This window comes from Pseudorhodobacter wandonensis (genome assembly GCF_001202035.1).
In the GTDB taxonomy this organism is placed as follows: domain Bacteria; phylum Pseudomonadota; class Alphaproteobacteria; order Rhodobacterales; family Rhodobacteraceae; genus Pseudorhodobacter; species Pseudorhodobacter wandonensis.
The window spans coordinates 239,035-258,899 of record NZ_LGHT01000036.1 but is presented as its reverse complement, the minus strand read 5'-3'; the positions used below and the strand labels follow the sequence as shown (position 1 = coordinate 258,899).

The window sequence follows — 19,865 nt, the reverse complement described above, 5'->3', positions numbered from 1 at the left end:
CCTATGGCCATGCAAGCGCAAGACATCGAAAACCTGATCCGCGACAGCTTTCCCACCGCCAAGATCACGATCACTGACCTTGCAGGCGATGGCAACCATTGGGCCGCCGAAGTGATTGACGCCAGCTTCAAAGGCATGAACCGCGTGCAACAACAACGTGCGGTCTATGCCAGCCTTAAGGGCAAGATGGATGGGGCCAATGGTGAATTGCACGCACTGGCACTGACCACCAAAGCGCCAGACTGAAATTTGCGGCCACCGGGGCCACGCCTCGGGCTTTGCCGCGCTGAAACGATCTTCCCCTAGGGAACCAAAGCCAAGGACCACCCAAATGACTGATGCAAAAGCTAAAATTCAAGAAACCATCGACAAGAACGATGTCGTTCTGTTTATGAAAGGCACCAAAATGGCGCCGCAATGCGGGTTTTCAAGCCGCGTCGCAGGGGTGCTTAATTTCATGGGCGTCGATTTTGCCGATGTGAACGTTCTGGAAAACGCCGACATCCGCCAAGGCATCAAAGATTTTTCCGAATGGCCAACGATTCCGCAGCTTTACATCAAAGGCGAGTTTGTCGGCGGATGTGACATCGTCACCGAAATGACGCTGAATGGCGAATTGGATCAAATGTTCGAAGCCAAGGGCGTGGCCTTTAACAAAGAAGCCGCAGACAAAATCCGCGAAGCCAACGCCTGATCTGTTTACTGTTTGGCGAAAATATGATCTGAGGGCAGCCAATTTGCGCCCCGCAAGATACCGTTAGGGGGGCAAACAGCCCCCCTTTCTTACTTCCGAAAAGGCTTAACCAGCCGCTTTCACCTTGTCATCCACTTTTGCCGCCAAAGCCTCGGCCCGCGCAGCAATTTCAGCAAGCGTTTCAGAAACTTGCGGCGGGATAACCGAAACCTGAATTTTCTGCGGCTCGGGCAGCGGGCGGTTTTGCAGCTCTTCGATCTGGCCTTTCAGCACCTTGATCTGATCTTCGACCGACGCCGCGCGATCCGCCAGCATCAGGCCAACCATCAACAGCATCCGCGCCTCGGGCAAGCGCCCCATCTGGGTGACCAAAGGCTGCGCTTCGCTGTCCATCATCGCTGCCGCAGTACGCAGATAATGCTCTTCGCCCTCTTGGCAGGCCACCATAAAGTTGCGGCCACCGACTGTGATTTCAAGTTCAGCCATTGCTACGCGCCTCCGAGATCAAAGGTTTAAGCTCTGCCAAAATCTCGTCCATTTCGGCGGTTTCCGTGTGGCGGGTGGCGCGCAGGTTTTCCAACTCGGCCAGCATTGCCCGGTTGATCAACTGCGGCTCGACCATGTTTTTGGTCGCGGCTTCATGCAACACGCGCAGGTTTTCGCGCAGCTGCACAGAAGACTTGCGCATCCGCTGCAGTTCCAACCCTTGCACGTCCAATTGCTGCGTCATCTTTTCAACCTTGGCATCCACCTGCCCTTGCGACATGTTCTCGGCCTCTTTGATCGCTTTCACATGCTCGTTCAGCTGCGCGACTGTGGATTTTTCGGTGGCAAGCTCGGTTTTCAGCCGGGCAACTTCGGCCTCCAACTCGGCAATCATGCCCTTGCTTTCCGCCAGTTGTGCCGCAACGTCCGAGGGCACATCGGCTGTGTCAACCTTGGCAGGCGCAGCTTTGCCAGTATCAAGCGCCGCGATGATGGCGCCCAACTCGGCCCCCAAGTCGGTCCCTCGCTCGGCCCGGCGCCCCTCACGTGGATCATCACGGGACTCGTCTCTGGGCTCGTCACGGGTTTCTGCACTCGGCTCGGATTGGGGCATTGAACGTGGCTCGGCTTCCCACTTGTCCAATCCAGCCCCGATGCGACCCAAAGCTGCGGTGATCCGCCGCTCTAGCTCTGCAATATTGCGTTGGTCACTCATTCAAATGCCCCTTTGCCTGTCTTTCCGCGCCCGAGAGATCGGGCGTCGATTGTTTTTGTAGCCTCAAGGCCCTCAATAGCACAGCATCATATAAAAAGGCGAATCGCCAACTATACAACTTTTGGCAATCTTATCCTGATGCGATAATGAATTGCTTGCCCTTTAGGATCAAGCCCTTGCCAGAGATGCTTGATCTTGCCGACAAGCCTGATATGCAGCTTTTGAACTGTTTAGCAAGGGCAGCCCTATGGCGCGTCCCTGCCGAGCGAACTCGGCGTTTGGGCATTCGCAATTTGCGCAGCCTGACCCAATCAAAACGAAGGATCATAGCCTTGGAAATTGCCACTCTGCGCGCCCAGCACCCTGACCATTGGAACAAAGCCTGCGCCATTCGCACCTTGACGCTGGATGCCGTTGCCGCTGCCAACTCGGGGCATTCCGGCATGCCGATGGGTATGGCCGATGTCGCGACCGTGCTGTTTGAAAAGCATCTGAAATTTGATCCGACTGCACCAAACTGGCCTGATCGTGACCGTTTCATCCTGTCTGCGGGCCACGGCTCGATGCTGCTGTATTCGCTGCTGCACCTGACCGGCTATGCCGACATGACGATTGATCAGATCAAGAACTTCCGTCAATGGGGCGCAATCACGGCGGGCCACCCCGAATTTGGCCACGCAACCGGTATCGAAACCACCACTGGCCCCTTGGGTCAGGGCATCGCCAACGCTGTCGGTTTTGCGATGGCCGAGGAACATTTGCGCTCTGTCTGGGGCCAAAAGCTGATCAATCACCACACCTATGTTATTGCGGGCGACGGCTGCCTGATGGAAGGCGTCAGCCAAGAGGCGATTGCCTTGGCCGGCAAGCAGCAGTTGTCGCGCTTGATCGTGCTGTGGGATAACAACGGCATCACGATTGATGGCAAGGTATCCTTGTCTGACATCACCGATCAAAAGGCCCGTTTTGCCGCCAGCGGTTGGGATGTGTTCGAATGTGATGGCCATGATCCGGTTGATATCGACAATGCGATCACCGCCGCCAAGGCCTCGACCCGCCCTGCGATGATCGCCTGTGCGACCCATATCGCGCTGGGATCTTCGGCGCAGGATACGTCCAAAGGCCACGGCGCGCTGACCTCGCCCGATTTGATCGCCGAGACCCGCAAAGTCTACGGCTGGCCTTACGGTGCGTTTGAAATTCCGGCCGAGATTAAGTCGGCTTGGGAAGCGATTGGCGCCCGTGGGATGGATACGCGCAAGGCGTGGGAGTTGAACCTGGCCGCGCTGTCAGATCAGCGCAAAGGTGAGTTTGACCGTATTTTCAAAGGCGAGGCACCGGCCAAATTGGCATCGGTTGTGCGCGCCTTGAAAAAGCAGGCGGTTGAGACCATGCCAAAGCTGGCCACCCGCTCGGCCTCGGAAAAGGCGTTGGAAGTGATCAACCCGGTGATGAAGGAAACCATCGGCGGGTCGGCCGATTTGACCGGATCGAACAACACCAAAACCGGCGACCTGGGCATGTTTTCGGCCGAGGATCGTTCGGGCCGCTACGTCTATTATGGCATCCGTGAACATGGCATGGCCGCCGCGATGAACGGTATGGCCCTGCATGGCGGTGTGCGGCCCTATTCGGGCACTTTCATGTGCTTTACCGATTATGCGCGGCCTTCGATGCGTTTGTCGGCGCTGATGGGGGTTCCGGTGGTCTATGTGATGACTCACGATTCCATCGGTCTGGGTGAAGATGGCCCGACCCACCAGCCGGTCGAGCATTTGGCGATCAGCCGCGCCACGCCGAATACGCTGGTTTTGCGGCCTGCTGATCAGGTTGAAACCGCCGAAGCGTGGGAAGTTGCGTTCAGCCAGACCAAGACGCCTTCGGTGATGGCTTTGTCGCGGCAAGGTGTGCCCGCGGTGCGTAAAAAACACGTCAATCAGAATATGGTCGCCAAGGGTGCCTATGTGCTGGAGGAAGCCGAGGCCAAACGTCAGGTCATCATCATGGCGACCGGGACCGAGGTTGAGATCGCGGTGAAAGCCCGCGCCCTGCTTGAGGCCGAAGGGATTGGCTGCCGCGTGGTTTCGATGCCATGTATGGAACTCTTTGCCGAGCAAGACGATGCCTACCGCCGCAAAATTCTGCCACCCGGTCCGGTTCGGGTCGCGATTGAGGCGGGGGTTCGCACCGGCTGGGATCGCTGGCTTTTGGGTGAGCGCGGGCGCGAGCAAAAGGCGGCGTTTGTGGGGATGGAGGGCTTTGGTGCCTCGGCCCCTGCTGAACGGCTTTACAAGGAATTTGGTATCACGGCTGAAAATGCTGTGGCAAAGGCCAAGGCTTTGTTGGGTCTGTAAATACTGCACTGTCCGCGTGCGGTCATTTTTGCAAGTCCTTGATTTCAGGTTGTTTTGCTTGCAAAATTAACCTGAAATTAACAGGTTCCGCACTGCGGGAAAGCGGGGGCATCAGCCCTCGCTTTTATTTTGCGCGGGCAGTTGGGCGCAGCTTGGGGCCGATCATCGGCACCACGCCAAAAGGGGATGCGCCTGACCGACATTTTAAAAGAATAGACCCGCCGATCTGTGCGATCGACGGGCCGAAAGTACTGAAATTATCCATTTGCGGATGACTCAACTTCACCCGAAATCTTGAAATTGCCGTGGCGACGGTAAGGTATGTTGAAGGTTTTTTCTTGAAGGATTAGTTGGCCGGACAACACAGTTGTACGAATTTAAGGCGACAGTAGCTGTCGACATAGTCTAGCAAAGGCTGCCGACGCGTCACTTTTTACGGAAAAGGCGACCTGACACGGCAGCACAGAGTGCGACCGAGCCAATAGGGCTGTTTTCAGATTGCTTTTCCGCAAGAAGCTTTGATGCCCCAACGGAGCGGCGCCTATCGGCGACTGAGAGCGCCCGGCTTCGCTGGGAAATGGTCGGGCCTGCGGCCCTGCTCGACCACGCGTTTTGCGCAAGGCCGAATGCTAGGCCGTGCCGCGGACGGGGCGGTTGTTGGTGATGTTGAATTTCATACCGTCGAGAAGTTCTTCCAGATCGGGGCGGGCGGCGGGGCCGTTCGAGATGTCAACCAGCATCAGCGTGCCATCGGGGCGCAGGCCAAAGGCGCCCGGCTCGGCGAAGAGGTCGGTGGTTTCGGCCTCGGACAAGGGATCGGACACATAGAGGCCAAGGGCGCGCATTTGCGGCACGGTAAGGCCATAGCAAAGATCAAAGTTCCAGCCAAATTCGGCCTTGTCGGCCAATGCCTTGGCCTCGGAATCGGCCGAGGTAACGACGACATCCATCACATCTGTCCAAGCAGGCAGTGCGGCGTTGAGTTTGTTCAGAAAGCGTTTGCAGCGCGGGCAATGCTTGCCGCGATAGACGAACAACATGGTCCAACGCGCGGTCGGCTGGCCAAGGGTGATGGTTTTGGAACTGCCCGCAACGGCAAGGGTTAGCGGGGCGATGACAGCGCCAACTTGGGGTTTGGGAGATGACATTCAGGTTCCTTAAACAGTTAGGGATGATTAATGCGCAGCCGGTTTGCCGGTAATTGCACCGATTAGCGGGGCGATGATTTTGGTGACGACAGGGATAAGGACAAGCCCGACACCAAGCCCGACCACGCCATCAAGACCCGCCGTAACCGCCCATTTTACAGCGCCTTGGGCGGTGGTGACGGCCTGGGCTGCGGCCTCGGCCAGATGGTGGATTTGGTCATAGATCCATGGCTGGCCCAGCACATCCAACCCGTGTGTCAGGATATTGCCGCCGACCCAAAGCATAGCGCCCGTGCCGATAAACGTAAGGCCCGCAAGCAGATGCGGCATGAACTGCACAAGCCCGCGCCCGAGGCTGCGGGTGGCGGCAAAGCGGCCCTCGGCGGCCATATGCAGGCCGATGTCATCCATCTTTACGATCAGCGCCACCACGCCATAAACCGCGATTGTGATGCCGATGGCGACCACGGCCAGAACAGCGGTTTCCATATAGATACTCGGGGCCTCGATAACCGAAAGCGAGATGGTCATGATTTCAGCCGAGAGGATAAAATCGGTTTTGATCGCCCCTGCAACGCGGGCCTCTTCGAGGTGAACGGGATCACGCGGCGACATATCCTGTTCGACCGCGTGGCTGGCATGGGGGAAAATCGCGTGCAGGATTTTCTCGGCGCCTTCAAAGCAGAGATAGGCGCCGCCGAACATCAGCAAAGGTGTGATCGCCCAAGGCGCGAAGTTGGACAGCAAGAGTGCGATGGGGAGCAGGAAAACCAGTTTGTTTTTCAGGCTGCCTTTGGTGATGCGCCAGATCATCGGCAATTCGCGGCTGGGGGCGAGGCCGGTAACATAGGTGGGCGTGACGGCGGCATCATCGATCAGGATGCCCGCAGTTTGCCCGCCGGCTTTGGCAGCGGCAGAGGCGATATCATCAACCGAGCTGGCCGCGACTTTGGCAATCGCGGCGACATCATCCAATAGGGCTAAAAGACCGCTCATCCCACATCCTTTGTTGGTTTGGCCTTAACCTAGTCAAGTTTGCGCGAGGGACAAGGTGTTAGCGGAAACGTTAGCGAAAACATGGGAGGTTTGCGCTAACACTCTGAATTAGTGCCCATTTTTGCCTTTGAAATGTACGATTCTCTGTGTATCCCCAGCCTAAATCGGGTTCAGTTTGAGGCTTTGGAATGACAATTACCATCGGGATCAACGGGTTTGGACGTATCGGGCGCTGCACTTTGGCGCATATTGCGGAAAGCGCGCGCAATGATGTGCAGGTGGTGGCGATCAATGCCACAGGGCCGATTGCGACAAATGCGCATTTGCTGAAATACGATTCCGTGCATGGGCGGTTTCCGGGCGTGGTGCGGGTTTCGGGCGATACGCTGGATCTGGGCCGTGGGCCGATGCGGGTGATGAGCACTTATAACCCCGAAGAGCTGGACTGGGACGGCGTCGATGTGGTGCTGGAGTGCAGCGGCAAGTTCAACAACCGCGAAGCGGCGGCGGTGCATCTGTCGCGCGGGGCCAAGCGGGTTTTGGTGTCGGCACCGGCGAAACGGGCTGATAAAACCATCGTCTATGGCGTGAACCACCGGCAGTTGACGACCGAGCATCATGTGGTTTCCAACGGGTCCTGTACCACGAACTGTCTGGCGCCGATGGCCAAGGTGCTGAACGATGCGATCGGGATTGAAAGCGGGATCATGACGACGATCCACAGCTATACCGGCGACCAACCAACGCTGGACCGTCGGCATGAGGATTTGTACCGCGCGCGGGCCGCGGCGATGGCGATGATACCAACCTCGACCGGGGCGGCCAAGGCGTTGGGTGAAGTGTTGCCCGAGCTTGCAGGCAAGCTAGATGGCACTGCGATGCGGGTGCCGACGCCGAATGTTTCGGCTGTGGATTTAACCTTTGTTGCACGCAAATCGGTTACGGTTGCAGATGTAAACGAAATCATGCGTGAGGCGGCTGCGGGTTATATGGGGATGGTTCTGGCCTATGACCCCGAGCCGAAGGTGTCTATTGACTTCAATCACACGCCTCACTCTTGTATCTTTGCGCCCGATCAGACCAAGGTCGTGGGCAATTGCGTGCGGGTACTGGCGTGGTATGACAATGAATGGGGCTTTTCCTGCCGGATGGCCGATGTGGCCGGCGCGATGGGGCGGCTGTTGCAATAAGGCAAGCCGGATGCGGCCTGCACAGTTCGGGGCCGTATGACGGATAGATTGGCGATATGGCTGGGCGTAATCGTTGCCGCCGCTATTCTGGGGGATATCCTTTTGAATGGCGGCGATGCCTTGCTGTTTCTGTTGCGGAAATTCGCAGTTTTCATAGAATTCATCTCGTTCTGGCGTTAAGACAGGCTGTAAGTGCTTGAACTTTTCGCTGAAATCGTGATGTTAGCGCTAGCAAACTGGGGGTTTTCCCCGCAACGCAAAGGAATCTGCCATGACCGTTAAAGTTGCCATCAATGGATTTGGTCGTATCGGCCGCAACGTGCTGCGCGCAATCATTGAATCGGGACGCACAGATATTGAAGTTGTCGCCATCAACGATCTGGGGCCGGTTGAAACCAACGCCCACTTGCTGCGCTTTGATTCGGTGCATGGTCGTTTCCCTGCCGAAGTGACGACGACCGAAACCACAATCGATGTGGGTCGCGGCCCTATCGCTGTAACAGCGATCCGCAACCCTGCCGAACTGCCGTGGAACCATATTGATATCGTGATGGAATGCACCGGCATTTTCACCGATAAGGACAAGGCAAAAGTGCATCTGGAAAACGGCGCGAGCCGGGTTCTGGTTTCTGCGCCGTCGAAAGGTGCCGATAAAACAATCGTTTACGGTGTGAACCATGACACGCTGACCGCAGCGGATGTGATTGTTTCGAACGCCTCTTGCACCACCAACTGCCTGTCGCCGGTGGCCAAGGTTTTGAACGATGCCATCGGCATCACCAAAGGCTTTATGACCACGATCCACAGCTATACCGGCGACCAGCCAACGCTGGACACCATGCACAAGGATCTGTACCGCGCACGCGCTGCGGCGCTGTCGATGATCCCGACCTCGACCGGGGCGGCCAAGGCTGTTGGGCTGGTTCTGCCCGAGCTGAACGGCAAGCTGGACGGTGTGGCCATTCGCGTGCCAACGCCGAACGTATCGGTTGTTGACCTGACGTTTGAAGCAAGCCGCGCGACGACGGTTGAAGAAGTGAATGCTGCGATTATCGCCGCCGCCAATGGTCCGCTGAAAGGCGTTCTGGGCTATACAGACCAGCCGAACGTTTCGTCAGATTTCAACCATGACCCGCGCTCGTCGATCTTCCACCTTGACCAAACCAAAGTTCTGGATGGCAACATGGTGCGGATTTTGACCTGGTATGACAATGAATGGGGCTTTTCCAACCGCATGGCCGATACAGCCGTGGCGATGGGCAAGCTGATTTAATCATCACTGCATGAAAGACGGGAAAAAGGCGCCCTGCGGGGTGCCTTTTTTATTGGTAATACTGGTGCGTAGGCCCCAAGTTGGGTAACAAGCCCTGCCCCGTTCAAGGAAATTTCGATGGCGATTTCGACCACTTTGCTGCAAGAGTTTATCACACTTTGGGTGGTGATTGACCCGATTGGCACTTTGCCCGTGTTTCTGGCGGTGACGTTCGGGGCCTCGGCCGCGACCGCGCGCAGGGTGGCGGTGCGGGCGGTGTTGATTGCCTTTGCGGTTCTGCTGACCTTTGTGGTGTTTGGGCAATTGGTGCTGGATGCGCTGGGGCTGGGGCTTCCGTCTTTTCAAATTGCGGGCGGCTTGGTGCTGCTGTTGTTTGCGCTGTCGATGATTTTCGGCACGTCCAAACCCGAGGCGGAGGTGGCGGAATGGGATCATCACGCCTCGGCCGTCTATCCGCTGGCGATGCCGTCGATTGCGTCGCCCGGCGCGATGCTGGCGGTGGTGGTTCTGACCGATAACGACAGGTTTTCAGTCGCGCATCAGGCGATGACGGCGGGGCTGATGGCGGTGGTGCTGGCAATTACGCTGGTGATCTTGCTGCTTGCCACGCCTATTCACCGGGTAATCGGAGCCACCGGTGCCTCTATTGTGAGCCGTGTGATGGGGATGATTTTGGCGGCTGTGGCGGTAGATGCGATACTTAAAGGCTTTGTCGTGCTGGGCGTGATCGCCGCATTTTAGATAGATATGCATCAGACGCATATCGGGAAGCCAAAGCTAACCGTTGTTAGCGCAACCATCATGCCCGATATTGGGGGCAGGACGATTGGCATGGGGCCAACCGTCAGATGGATGTGAGAGAAAAATCATGAACACACTTATCAATCGCGTGAAAACCGCAATCGCCAACTATGCGATGTATATCAAAACCCGCAACGAGATTGCCCGCCTGCCGCTGGATATAGCGCTGGATCTGGGCCTGTTTCGCGGCGATGCAGACAAAATCGCCCGCAATGCGGTTTGGCACTGATTACGATTTATACCGCGCAATCAAAGCAAGATTTACGGCGGGGGGCACGAATTTCGTGACATCCCCACCGAGCCGGGCAATTTCCTTGACCAGCTTTGATGCAATCGCCTGACGCCGCGCATCGGCCATCATGAACACCGTTTCAATCGATGCGTCCATTGCGCGGTTCATGCCAACCATTTGAAACTCATACTCAAAATCGGCAACGGCGCGCAGGCCGCGCACAATGACCGAGGCGCCGACATCGCGGGCGCAATCAATCAGCAGGTTTTCGAACGGGTGAACGACAATCTCGCCACCGGTTTTGGCAAGGATCGGGGCGCATTCGGCCTTTACCATCGCCACGCGCTCCTCAAGGCTGAACAAAGGGCCTTTGTCGCGGTTGATGGCGACACCGATGACCAGTTTGTCAACAAGACCCATCGCACGTTGAATGATGTCGGTATGCCCCAGGGTGATCGGGTCAAAGGTTCCTGGGTAAAGACCGATGCGCATGGCTGCTCCTATAATTGCACAAACACGCAACATTATTGCGCGGCGGAATGCAAGCCCTATTGCGGGAATCCGCGCGCCCCGAATTTTCGCCGAAATTTCTAAGGTTTCGGCGAAAACCCGCAGGTGGTCAGAACCCTTTGATCATGCCTTCCAGCGCGTCTTTTTCCATTGCCAGCTCGGACAGCCGCGCTTTGACCACATCGCCGATTGAGATGAGGCCGATCATTTCATCGCCATCCATGACCGGCATGTGGCGAAACCGGCCGTCCGTCATTTTTTGCATGACGTCATCGGCGCTGTCGGCTTTGCCGCAGCCGACCAGCTTGGCGGTCATGACTTTGTCAACACTATCGGCCATGCAGGCAACGCCGCGTTTGCCGAGTTCGCGCACGATGTCGCGCTCGGACAGGATGCCTGCAGGGTGTTTGCCATCTTTTGAGACGATAATCGCGCCGATCCGCTTTTCGGACAACAAAGCGGCGGCCTCACTCAGCGTGGCACCGGGGGCAAGTGTGAACACTTCGCCAACAGGTTTTGATGTCAGAATTTGTTGAACCAGCATAGGTACCTCCATTTGACCAATAGTTTCAGGGTCGTCTTGCGAAGGGCTGTCTGTCAAGTCTTTGTGTTAGGCTGCCGTTAGACTTAGGGCCTCAAGGCGCTGCAATTCGCGGCGCAGGCCTTGGGTCAGCAGGGCGGCAAACCGGTTCAGGCGCTCGATCTGCGCGTCATCGGCGTGACGGACCAGCCAAAAGCTGCGGGTCAGTGCCACGGTTTCGGGCAAGACGCGCACCAGTTCGGGGGCAAAGGGCAGAACGAAATCATGGACCATGCCGACCCCTGCCCCCGCCCGCATCAACTGCGTTTGGACCGAGACGGAATTGGACGAAATCTCAGGCGCGGTGGTGCCGAATTCACCAAGATAATCCAGCTCTTTGTCAAAGATCATATCGGGGATATAGCCGATGATGCGATGCGCCTTTAGGTCATCGCGGCAGGTAATGGGCGGATTTTGCGCCAAATAGCTGCGTGAGGCCGCGAGGTGGAGCTGGTAGTCGCTTAGCTTTTGCACGGTCAGGCGGCCGGTTTCGGGGCGCGAGACGGCGATGGCCATATCGGCCTCGCGTTTGGACAGGTTGAACACGCGCGGCAGGGCCACAAGCTGGATTTCCAGCCCCGGATTTTCGGCGCTGATCTGGGTGAGGACTTGAGGTAGCAGGTAGTTTGCGCTGCCGTCGGGTGCACCGATTCGGATTTGGCCGGTCAGCCCCTCGGTACCGGCATGCAGGCTGTCCTGCGCCGTTGCAAAGGCGGTTTCGGCGGCGCGTGCCGGGTCCATCAGGCGGTGGCCGTGTTCGGTCAGGGCATAGCCTTGCGGGGTTTTGGTGAACAGGCGTGCGGACAATGTGGTTTCAAGTCTTGCGATGCGGCGGCCCACGGTCGCGGGGTCGATGCGCAAGGATTTGCCGGCGCGTGACAGGCTTTCGGCGCGTGCGACGGCCAGAAATATGCGCAAGTCATCCCAATCCATCGCCGGCCCCCATTTCACGGTTTTGCATTTTTGCAAAACCCTTTTGGAATATTGCCCCTTTATCGGGCAAATTTGCAAGGCTACTGTAGGGCAAATTCATATCAGGAGGATGCCATGCAGGAACTTACCCACTGGATTAACGGCAAGCACGTCAAAGGCACATCGGGACGGTTTGCCGATGTGATGAACCCGGCAACAGGTGAAGTGCAGGCACGCGTGCCGCTGGCATCCAAAGCCGAGCTGGATGCGGCGGTGAATGACGCTGCCAAGGCGCAAGTGGCATGGGCTGCAACCAACCCGCAAAAGCGTGGCCGCGTGATGATGGCGATGGTTGGTCTGATCAACCGCGATATGGACAAGCTGGCCGAGGCGCTGTCGCGTGAGCATGGCAAGACCATTCCCGATGCCAAGGGCGATGTGCAGCGCGGGCTGGAGGTAATTGAGTATTGCATCAACGCCGCCCAAATGCTGAAGGGCGAGTTTACAGATGCAGCCGGCCCCGGCATTGACATGTATTCGATGCGTCAGCCTTTGGGCGTCGCAGCGGGCATTACACCCTTTAACTTTCCGGCGATGATTCCGCTGTGGAAAATGGGCCCGGCGCTGGCCTGTGGTAACGCCTTTATTTTGAAGCCATCCGAGCGTGACCCCTCGGTGCCGTTGATGCTGGCCGAGTTGTTCAAAGAAGCGGGCCTGCCGGATGGCGTGTTGCAGGTGATCAACGGCGATAAGGAATCGGTGGATGCGATTTTGGACAACGAGGTTGTTCAAGCGATCGGCTTTGTTGGCTCGACCCCGATTGCCGAATATATCTATGGCCGTGGCTGTTCGAACGGCAAGCGGGTGCAGTGCTTTGGCGGTGCGAAAAACCACATGATCATTATGCCGGATGCCGATCTGGACCAAGCAGCGGATGCGCTGATTGGTGCGGGTTACGGTGCGGCGGGCGAGCGTTGCATGGCGATTTCGGTTGCAGTGCCTGTGGGTGAAGCAACGGCCGATGCGTTGATCGAAAAGCTGATCCCGCGGATCGAGAAGCTGAAGGTTGGCCCCTATACGGCGGGCAATGACATTGACTATGGGCCGGTTGTTACAGCGGCGGCCAAGGCGAACATCTTGAAGCTGGTCGAATCTGGTGTCGCGCAGGGTGCGAAACTGGTGGTTGATGGGCGTGGCTTTAGCCTGCAAGGGTATGAGGACGGCTATTTCGTTGGGCCGCATCTGTTTGACCATGTGACCACGGATATGGACATCTATAAGAAAGAGATCTTTGGTCCGGTTTTGTCGACCGTGCGGGCCAAGACCTATGAAGAGGCGATTGGCTATGCCATGGACCATGAATATGGCAATGGTACTGCGATTTTCACCCGTGACGGCGATACGGCACGCGATTTCGCGGCGCGGATCAATGTGGGGATGGTGGGCATCAACGTGCCTATTCCGGTGCCGCTGGCCTATCATACCTTTGGTGGTTGGAAAAAGTCGGGCTTTGGCGATTTGAACCAGCACGGGCCGGATGCCTTCCGGTTCTATACCCGGACCAAGACGGTGACCTCGCGTTGGCCATCGGGGATTAAAGAAGGTGGCGAGTTTAACTTTAAGGCGATGGATTAAGTTGAACGGCAGCTAGGGGGGCGCACGCGCCCCCCTCTTGGCCTGATGGCCAATTCACCCCCCTGTGGATATTTATAGATAGATGATGAGGGGCAGGTTTTGAGTGTTTTTTTGAGCGAGGAACAGCGGGCCATTTTCGAGATGGCCCAAGGGTTCGGGGCCGAGAAGATCGCGCCTTTTGCGCGGGCTTGGGAACAGGCCGGCGAGATACCCAAAAGCCTTTGGCCCGAAGTTGCGGCTTTGGGCTTGGGCGGGATCTATGTGTCGGAAGAGCATGGCGGATCAGGCCTATCGCGGCTTGACGGGGTGTTGGTGTTTGAGGCACTGGCCATGGCCTGCCCTTCGGTGGCGGCGTTTCTATCGATCCATAACATGTGCGGCGGGATGATTGACCACTTTGGCGATGCGCAAGCCAAGGCGCGGTGGTTGCCGAGTGTTTGCACGATGGAGACGATTTTTTCCTATTGTTTGACCGAGCCCGGATCGGGGTCGGATGCGGCGGCATTGAAAACGCGGGCTGTGCGCGGCGATGACGGGTTTGCACTGACGGGCAGCAAGGCGTTCATCTCGGGGGGCGGCTATTCGGATGCCTATATCGTGATGTGCCGCATGGGCGATGCGATTTCGGCGGTGATTGTCGAGGATGGCACCGCGGGGCTTTCCTTTGGCGGGCTTGAAGACAAGATGGGCTGGCGGTCGCAGCCGACCCGTGCGGTGCAGATGGATGGCTGTGTGGTGCCGCATGCGAACCTTTTGGGCGAAGAAGGTCGCGGTTTTGCCTATGCGATGGCGGGATTGGACGGTGGGCGATTGAACATTGCGGCCTGTGCTTTGGGCGGGGCGCAGGCGGCGCTGGATGCAACGCTGGCCTATATGGGCGAGCGGCAGGCTTTTGGCCAGACGATCGACCGGTTTCAGGCCTTGCAGTTTCGGCTGGCCGATATGGAAGTAAAGCTGCAAACCGCACGGGTATTTTTGCGCCATGCGGCGGCGTTGCTGGATGCAAAGTCGGCTGAGGCCACGAAATTTTGTGCGATGGCAAAGCTTTACGTGACCGATGTGTGTTTTGACGTTGCCAATGGTTGTTTGCAGATGCATGGCGGCTATGGCTATTTGGCCGATTACGGGATTGAGAAAATCGTGCGCGACTTGCGTGTGCATCAGATTTTGGAAGGCACGAATGAGATTATGCGTGTGATTATTGCCCGCCAGATGTTGGCCGCCAGATGAGCGATATTTTGATCCGGGTTGAGGGGCGCTGTGGGCGAGTGACGTTGAACCGGCCCGAGGCGCTGAATGCGCTGAGCGAGCCGATGTGCGTGGCGCTGGATGCGGCGCTGGTGGCATGGGCCGCGGATGAGGCTGTCGATCTGGTGGTCATCGATGCGGCGGGCGAGCGCGCCTTTTGTGCGGGGGGCGATATTGCCCGGCTTTATGCCGAGGGAAAGGCCGGGAATTTTGCCCATGGGCAGGATTTCTGGCGCAAGGAATACCGGATGAACCTGCGGATTGCGGGTTACCCCAAACCGGTGGTCAGCCTGATGCAGGGGTTCACCATGGGCGGCGGTGTGGGTGTGGGATGCCATGCGAGTCACCGGATTGTTGGGGAAAGCAGCCAGATTGCGATGCCGGAATGCGGGATTGGATTGGTGCCGGATGTTGGCGGGTCCTGGCTGCTGGCACTGGGGCCGGGGCGGCTGGGCGAGTATCTGGGCAGCACCGGTATGCGGATGGGGGCTGCAGATGCGATTTATGCGGGCTTTGCCGATGCGTTTGTGCCCGAGGCGGTGTGGCCTGCGATGATTGTAGCCTTGCGAACCGAAGGCGTGGCCGCGCTGGAGCGGTTTGCCGTCACGCCGCCCGCAGGCGTTTTGGCGCAGCAACAGGCGCAGATTGATGCGCATTTCGGCGGCGAGACTTTGGGCGATATTGTCAGGTCTTTGCGCAATGACAACAGCGATTTTGCGCAGGCGGCGCTGCGGGTGTTGGGGCGGGTATCGCCGCTGGCGGCCTGTGCGGCGATTGAGATGCAGCACCGCTTGGGTGACAACCCTACCCTGCCCCGCGCGCTGGAATTGGAGTACCGGTTCACCCATCGGGCGCAGGAATGGGGCGATTTTCTGGAAGGTATTCGGGCGGCTGTGATTGACAAGGACCGGCAACCGAAATGGTTGCATGACAGTATCGAAAGCGTCAGCGCTGCGGCAGTTGCGGCGATGTTGGCGCCATTGGGGGCGCAGGCCTGGACAGTGGAGGATGAGGCATGAAGATCGGATTTATCGGGCTGGGCAATATGGGGGGGCCGATGGCGGCCAATCTGGCAGCGGCCGGGCATGCTGTTGCGGGATATGACCTGACGGCGCCAATGCCTGCGGGCGTGACAACAGTGGCCTCGGCGGCTGAGGCGGCACACGGGGCCGAGGTGGTGATTACCATGCTGCCGAACGGGGCGATTTTGCGCAGCGTGGCGGCCGAGGTGCTGCCAGCGATGGCGGCGGGTTCAGTACTGTGTGATTGTTCGACCGTCGATGTGGATAGTGCGCGCGCGGTGGCCGAGCAGGCCGAAGCTTTGGGATTGGCTGCGCTGGATGCGCCGGTTTCGGGTGGTGTTGGCGGGGCCACGGCGGGCACGCTGACGTTCATGGTGGGTGGGCCGGATGCGGCCTTTGCCACTGTGCGCCCGCTGTTTGACATCATGGGCCAAAAGGCGGTGCATTGTGGCGCGGCGGGGGCCGGACAATCGGCCAAGATCTGCAACAACATGATTTTGGGCGTGACGATGATTGCCACCTGCGAAGCCTTTGCTTTGGCAGATAAATTGGGGCTGGACCGGCAAAAGATGTTTGATGTGGTCAGCACTTCGTCGGGCTATTCCTGGACGATGAACGCCTATTGCCCTGCCCCCGGAATCGGCCCCAAAAGCCCGGCTGACAACGGCTATGCGCCAGGCTTTGCTGCGGAACTGATGTTAAAGGATTTGCGCCTGTCGCAGCAAGCGGCCGAGGCGGCCGATGCCGATACGCCGATGGGGCAGTTGGCGGCGGCGCTATACGCGCGGTTTGTCGAGGTTGAAGACGGCAAGGGCCGCGATTTTAGCGCCATGCTGCCGAGGTTTGAAAAGCGCCATCGCGAGGCATAAGGCTGATACAGATCAATTTCAAATATCGGAATATGTCTTATACTTAGCGGATGGGCAACCGCCCCTTTCGCTAGGAGAATGACATGTTTGGAACAAATGTTGGCGGGATTGACCGCGTCGTCCGTATCGCAATTGGTGTGGCTTTGCTGGCTGCGTTTTTCCTGATGCCGGGGTTTGGCTATCGCTGGGTTCTGGTGGTGCTGGGCTTGATCGCGTTGTTTACAGGTCTGATGAAAACCTGCCCGCTCTATTCAGTCTTTGGGTTTTCAAGCTGCCCGATGAAAAAAGGGTAAAGCTGGCACAAGCAGCGGCCCGACGGGTTGGTCGGGCCTTGGCCTTTGGCTATTCGGCCGCCACTTTGCGCGGCTTTAGCATTGCGCGCAGATAGCGGCCTGTGTGGCTGGCCTCGACCTCGGCCACCTGTTCGGGGGTGCCGGTTGCGACGATCTTGCCGCCGCCATCACCGCCTTCGGGGCCGATGTCGATGACCCAATCGGCGGTTTTAACGACATCGAGGTTATGCTCGATCACGATCACGGTGTTTCCTTGATCGACGAGTTCATGCAGCACCTCGAGCAGCTTTTTCACATCTTCGAAATGCAAGCCGGTGGTGGGTTCATCGAGAATATACAGCGTGCGACCTGTGGCGCGGCGGGCGAGTTCTTTGGACAGTTTGACGCGCTGCGCCTCGCCGCCTGACAGGGTGGTCGCGGATTGGCCGACGCTGATATAACCAAGGCCCACGCGCACCAGCGCATCCATCTTTTCGCGGATGCTCGGCACGGCTTGGAAAAAGCTTTGCGCATCTTCAACCGTCATATCAAGAACATCTGCGATGCTATTGTTTTTGAACTTAATTTCCAATGTCTCGCGGTTGTAGCGTTTGCCTTTGCAGGTTTCGCATTGCACATAGACATCGGGCAGAAAGTGCATTTCAATCTTGATCAGGCCGTCACCTTGGCAGGCCTCACAGCGCCCACCTTTGACGTTAAAGCTGAACCGCCCCGGCGCATAGCCGCGCGCCTTGGATTCGGGCAGACCCGCAAACCAGTCACGGATCGGGGTAAAGGCGCCGGTATAGGTAGCGGGGTTGGAACGGGGTGTGCGACCGATGGGGCGTTGGTCAATATCGATAACCTTATCAAGGTGTTCAAAGCCTTTGATGGTTTCGCAAGGCGCAGGCGTTTCGCGCGCACCATTGAGGCGGGTGGCGGCGGTTTTGAACAGGGTTTCAATGGTCAGCGTTGATTTGCCGCCTCCCGAAACGCCTGTGACGCAGACGAATTTACCCAAAGGGAAATCAGCCGTAACGTTTTGCAGGTTGTTGCCTGTGGCGCCCACCACCGTGACCTTTTTGCCCGAGCCTTTGCGGCGGGTCTTTGGAATTTCAATCGCGCGGGTGCCTTGCAAATACTGCCCTGTCAGGCTGGCGGGGTCGGCCATCACCTGCGCAGGTGTGCCATGCGAGACTACAGTGCCGCCATGCACACCCGCGCCGGGCCCCATGTCAAAAACATAATCCGCCTCACGAATTGCGTCTTCGTCATGTTCGACGACTAGCACCGAATTGCCTTGGTCGCGCAGGTTTTTCAGCGTGGTCAGAAGGCGGTCATTGTCGCGTTGGTGCAACCCGATTGACGGTTCATCCAGCACGTAAAGCACGCCGGTCAGGCCCGAACCGATCTGGCTGGCCAACCGGATACGCTGGCTTTCGCCGCCCGAAAGCGTGCCCGCATTGCGCGAGAGCGACAGGTAATTCAGCCCAACATTCACCAAGAACCCAAGCCGTTCGCGGATTTCTTTCAAAATCGCGCGGGCAATTTCGTTTTTCTGATTGGTCAGATGCGCAGGCACGCCGGAAATCCAGTCATGCGCCTCGGAGATCGACATTTGCACCACTTGGCCCGCGTGCAGGCCGGCGATTTTTACGGCCAAGGCCTCAGGTCGCAGGCGGAAACCGCCGCAAGCGCCGCAGTTGCGGTTGTTCTGGTAACGCTCGAACTCCTCACGCACCCAGTTGCTGTCGGTTTCGCGAAAGCGGCGCTCCATATTGGGAATGACGCCTTCGAACACGCGGGACACCTGATAAATCCGGCCACCTTCGTCATAGCGGAAGTTGATTTCTTCCTCGCCCGAGCCGCGCAGAAACACCTCACGCGCCTTTTCGGGCAGGTCTTTCCATTTGGCCTTTTTGTCAAATTCGTAATGTTTGGCAATGGCATCAATGGTTTGGATGAAATAGGGGCTTTTCGATTTAGCCCAAGGGGCCAGCGCGCCTTGGGCCAGTGTCAGGTTATGATCTGGCACGACGAGGCGTTCGTCAAAGAACAGCTCAACCCCCAAGCCATCGCACACGGGGCAAGCGCCAAAGGGGGCGTTAAAGGAAAACAGACGGGGTTCAATTTCGGGGATGGTGAAGCCCGAAACCGGACAGGCGAATTTTTCGGAAAACGTGGTGCGCGTGGCCTCCTCGTTTGCCAGTTCCAGAATGGCGATGCCATCGGCAAGGTTCAAGGCAGTGCGCAGGCTGTCGGCAAGGCGGGTTTCAATGCCTTCCTTAACCACAATCCGGTCAACCACCACGTCAATGTCATGGCGGAATTTTTTATCCAGCGTGGGGGCGTCTTCCAGCTCATAGAACTGGCCATCGACTTTGACGCGCTGGAACCCCTGTTTGCGCAGTTCCAGAAACTCTTTCTTATATTCGCCTTTGCGGTCGCGGATGATCGGGGCCAGCAGATAGGCGCGGGTGCCATCCTCCATCGCCATGATGATATCAACCATGTCCTGCACCTGCTGCGCGGTGATCGGCTTGCCGGTGGTCGGGCTATAGGGGGTGCCGGTACGGGCGAATAACAGGCGCAGATAATCGTAAATCTCGGTCACGGTGCCCACGGTGGAACGCGGGTTTTTCGAGGTGGTTTTTTGCTCGATCGAAATCGCGGGCGACAGGCCCGAGATATGGTCGACATCGGGTTTTCCCATCATATCAAGGAATTGGCGGGCATAGGCCGACAGGCTTTCGACATAACGGCGCTGGCCCTCGGCATAGATTGTATCAAAGGCAAGGCTGGATTTGCCCGAGCCGGACAGGCCGGTGATGACCACAAGCTGATCGCGCGGAATATCGACATCGACGCCTTTCAGGTTATGTTCCCGTGCGCCGCGTACTTCGATAAATTTCTGCTCGGCCATGATCG

General features: G+C 57.8%; 22 protein-coding genes. 13 read left to right on the top strand and 9 right to left on the bottom strand.

What is annotated here, in order from left to right:
• The first annotated feature begins 3 nt into the window (after nucleotides 1-3).
• Nucleotides 4-246: a BolA/IbaG family iron-sulfur metabolism protein gene (locus tag AKU79_RS12145; protein ID WP_050523846.1), complete on the top strand. Its 243-nt coding sequence runs from the start codon at nucleotides 4-6 to the stop codon at nucleotides 244-246.
• A gap of 85 nt (nucleotides 247-331) precedes the next feature.
• Nucleotides 332-694 (top strand): Grx4 family monothiol glutaredoxin, encoded by a 363-nt coding sequence (grxD, locus tag AKU79_RS12140; protein WP_050523845.1) that lies wholly within the window; start codon nucleotides 332-334, stop codon nucleotides 692-694.
• Between the two features lie 105 nt (nucleotides 695-799).
• On the opposite strand, the gene AKU79_RS12135 is transcribed toward grxD, so the two are convergent.
• Nucleotides 800-1,180 carry a cell division protein ZapA gene (locus AKU79_RS12135; protein ID WP_050523844.1) on the bottom strand — a complete coding sequence of 127 codons (381 nt, stop codon included), beginning with the start codon at nucleotides 1,178-1,180 and terminating at the stop codon, nucleotides 800-802.
• Nucleotides 1,173-1,895 (bottom strand): hypothetical protein, encoded by a 723-nt coding sequence (locus AKU79_RS12130; protein WP_050523843.1) that lies wholly within the window; start codon nucleotides 1,893-1,895, stop codon nucleotides 1,173-1,175. The genes AKU79_RS12135 and AKU79_RS12130 overlap by 8 nt, the downstream gene beginning before the upstream one ends.
• Nucleotides 1,896-2,227: 332 nt before the next feature.
• On the opposite strand from AKU79_RS12130, the gene tkt reads away from it, so the two are divergent.
• Entirely contained in the window at nucleotides 2,228-4,249 is a 2,022-nt protein-coding gene (tkt, locus tag AKU79_RS12125; protein ID WP_050523911.1) for a transketolase, read from the top strand.
• A 124-nt stretch (nucleotides 4,250-4,373) separates the two neighbouring features.
• Here tkt and AKU79_RS19310 read toward each other — a convergent pair whose 3' ends face one another.
• The 3 genes from AKU79_RS19310 to AKU79_RS12115 all read right to left on the bottom strand — a co-directional run bounded on the left by AKU79_RS19310 (nucleotide 4,374) and on the right by AKU79_RS12115 (nucleotide 6,393).
• Nucleotides 4,374-4,514, bottom strand: a complete 141-nt coding sequence (locus AKU79_RS19310) for a hypothetical protein (RefSeq protein ID WP_156209696.1) — start codon at nucleotides 4,512-4,514, stop codon at nucleotides 4,374-4,376.
• Between the two features lie 364 nt (nucleotides 4,515-4,878).
• Entirely contained in the window at nucleotides 4,879-5,397 is a 519-nt protein-coding gene (locus tag AKU79_RS12120; protein WP_050523842.1) for a redoxin domain-containing protein, read from the bottom strand.
• Between the two features lie 27 nt (nucleotides 5,398-5,424).
• Nucleotides 5,425-6,393, bottom strand: coding sequence for a DUF808 domain-containing protein (locus AKU79_RS12115; RefSeq protein ID WP_050523841.1), 969 nt, complete (start codon nucleotides 6,391-6,393; stop codon nucleotides 5,425-5,427).
• A 188-nt stretch (nucleotides 6,394-6,581) separates the two neighbouring features.
• On the opposite strand from AKU79_RS12115, the gene gap (AKU79_RS12110) reads away from it, so the two are divergent.
• From gap (AKU79_RS12110) to AKU79_RS19510, 5 genes are all read left to right on the top strand, one after another.
• Nucleotides 6,582-7,583, top strand: coding sequence for a type I glyceraldehyde-3-phosphate dehydrogenase (gene gap, locus AKU79_RS12110; protein WP_050523840.1), 1,002 nt, complete (start codon nucleotides 6,582-6,584; stop codon nucleotides 7,581-7,583).
• A 36-nt stretch (nucleotides 7,584-7,619) separates the two neighbouring features.
• A complete protein-coding gene (locus tag AKU79_RS19515; protein ID WP_050523839.1) occupies nucleotides 7,620-7,763 on the top strand; it encodes a hypothetical protein in 144 nt (47 codons plus the stop codon).
• Nucleotides 7,764-7,854: 91 nt separating this feature from the next.
• Complete coding sequence (gene gap / locus AKU79_RS12100) at nucleotides 7,855-8,856, top strand: type I glyceraldehyde-3-phosphate dehydrogenase (protein ID WP_050523838.1); 1,002 nt, start codon at nucleotides 7,855-7,857, stop codon at nucleotides 8,854-8,856.
• Nucleotides 8,857-8,973: 117 nt separating this feature from the next.
• Nucleotides 8,974-9,597, top strand: coding sequence for a MarC family protein (locus tag AKU79_RS12095; RefSeq protein ID WP_050523837.1), 624 nt, complete (start codon nucleotides 8,974-8,976; stop codon nucleotides 9,595-9,597).
• A 127-nt stretch (nucleotides 9,598-9,724) separates the two neighbouring features.
• A complete protein-coding gene (locus tag AKU79_RS19510) occupies nucleotides 9,725-9,886 on the top strand; it encodes a DUF1127 domain-containing protein (protein WP_197087307.1) in 162 nt (53 codons plus the stop codon).
• Here AKU79_RS19510 and coaD read toward each other — a convergent pair whose 3' ends face one another.
• The 3 genes from coaD to AKU79_RS12080 all read right to left on the bottom strand — a co-directional run bounded on the left by coaD (nucleotide 9,887) and on the right by AKU79_RS12080 (nucleotide 11,912).
• Entirely contained in the window at nucleotides 9,887-10,381 is a 495-nt protein-coding gene (gene coaD, locus AKU79_RS12090; RefSeq protein ID WP_050523836.1) for a pantetheine-phosphate adenylyltransferase, read from the bottom strand.
• Between the two features lie 127 nt (nucleotides 10,382-10,508).
• Nucleotides 10,509-10,943 (bottom strand): CBS domain-containing protein, encoded by a 435-nt coding sequence (locus AKU79_RS12085; protein WP_050523835.1) that lies wholly within the window; start codon nucleotides 10,941-10,943, stop codon nucleotides 10,509-10,511.
• Nucleotides 10,944-11,009: 66 nt separating this feature from the next.
• A complete protein-coding gene (locus AKU79_RS12080; protein ID WP_050523834.1) occupies nucleotides 11,010-11,912 on the bottom strand; it encodes a LysR family transcriptional regulator in 903 nt (300 codons plus the stop codon).
• Nucleotides 11,913-12,026: 114 nt separating this feature from the next.
• Here AKU79_RS12080 and AKU79_RS12075 point away from each other — a divergent pair, with 114 nt between their 5' ends.
• The 5 genes from AKU79_RS12075 (at nucleotide 12,027) to AKU79_RS12055 (ending at nucleotide 16,958) form a co-directional block, all read left to right on the top strand.
• Complete coding sequence (locus tag AKU79_RS12075) at nucleotides 12,027-13,526, top strand: CoA-acylating methylmalonate-semialdehyde dehydrogenase (RefSeq protein WP_050523833.1); 1,500 nt, start codon at nucleotides 12,027-12,029, stop codon at nucleotides 13,524-13,526.
• Nucleotides 13,527-13,625: 99 nt separating this feature from the next.
• Nucleotides 13,626-14,756 (top strand): acyl-CoA dehydrogenase family protein, encoded by a 1,131-nt coding sequence (locus AKU79_RS12070; RefSeq protein WP_156209694.1) that lies wholly within the window; start codon nucleotides 13,626-13,628, stop codon nucleotides 14,754-14,756.
• Nucleotides 14,753-15,793 carry an enoyl-CoA hydratase/isomerase family protein gene (locus AKU79_RS12065; protein WP_050523832.1) on the top strand — a complete coding sequence of 347 codons (1,041 nt, stop codon included), beginning with the start codon at nucleotides 14,753-14,755 and terminating at the stop codon, nucleotides 15,791-15,793. Before AKU79_RS12070 ends, AKU79_RS12065 begins: the two co-directional genes overlap by 4 nt.
• Entirely contained in the window at nucleotides 15,790-16,665 is an 876-nt protein-coding gene (mmsB, locus tag AKU79_RS12060; RefSeq protein ID WP_050523831.1) for a 3-hydroxyisobutyrate dehydrogenase, read from the top strand. Before AKU79_RS12065 ends, mmsB begins: the two co-directional genes overlap by 4 nt.
• Nucleotides 16,666-16,748: 83 nt before the next feature.
• Nucleotides 16,749-16,958, top strand: a complete 210-nt coding sequence (locus AKU79_RS12055) for a YgaP family membrane protein (protein ID WP_050523830.1) — start codon at nucleotides 16,749-16,751, stop codon at nucleotides 16,956-16,958.
• Nucleotides 16,959-17,007: 49 nt separating this feature from the next.
• Here AKU79_RS12055 and uvrA read toward each other — a convergent pair whose 3' ends face one another.
• Nucleotides 17,008-19,860: an excinuclease ABC subunit UvrA gene (gene uvrA, locus AKU79_RS12050; protein ID WP_050523829.1), complete on the bottom strand. Its 2,853-nt coding sequence runs from the start codon at nucleotides 19,858-19,860 to the stop codon at nucleotides 17,008-17,010.
• Nucleotides 19,861-19,865 lie beyond the last annotated feature (5 nt).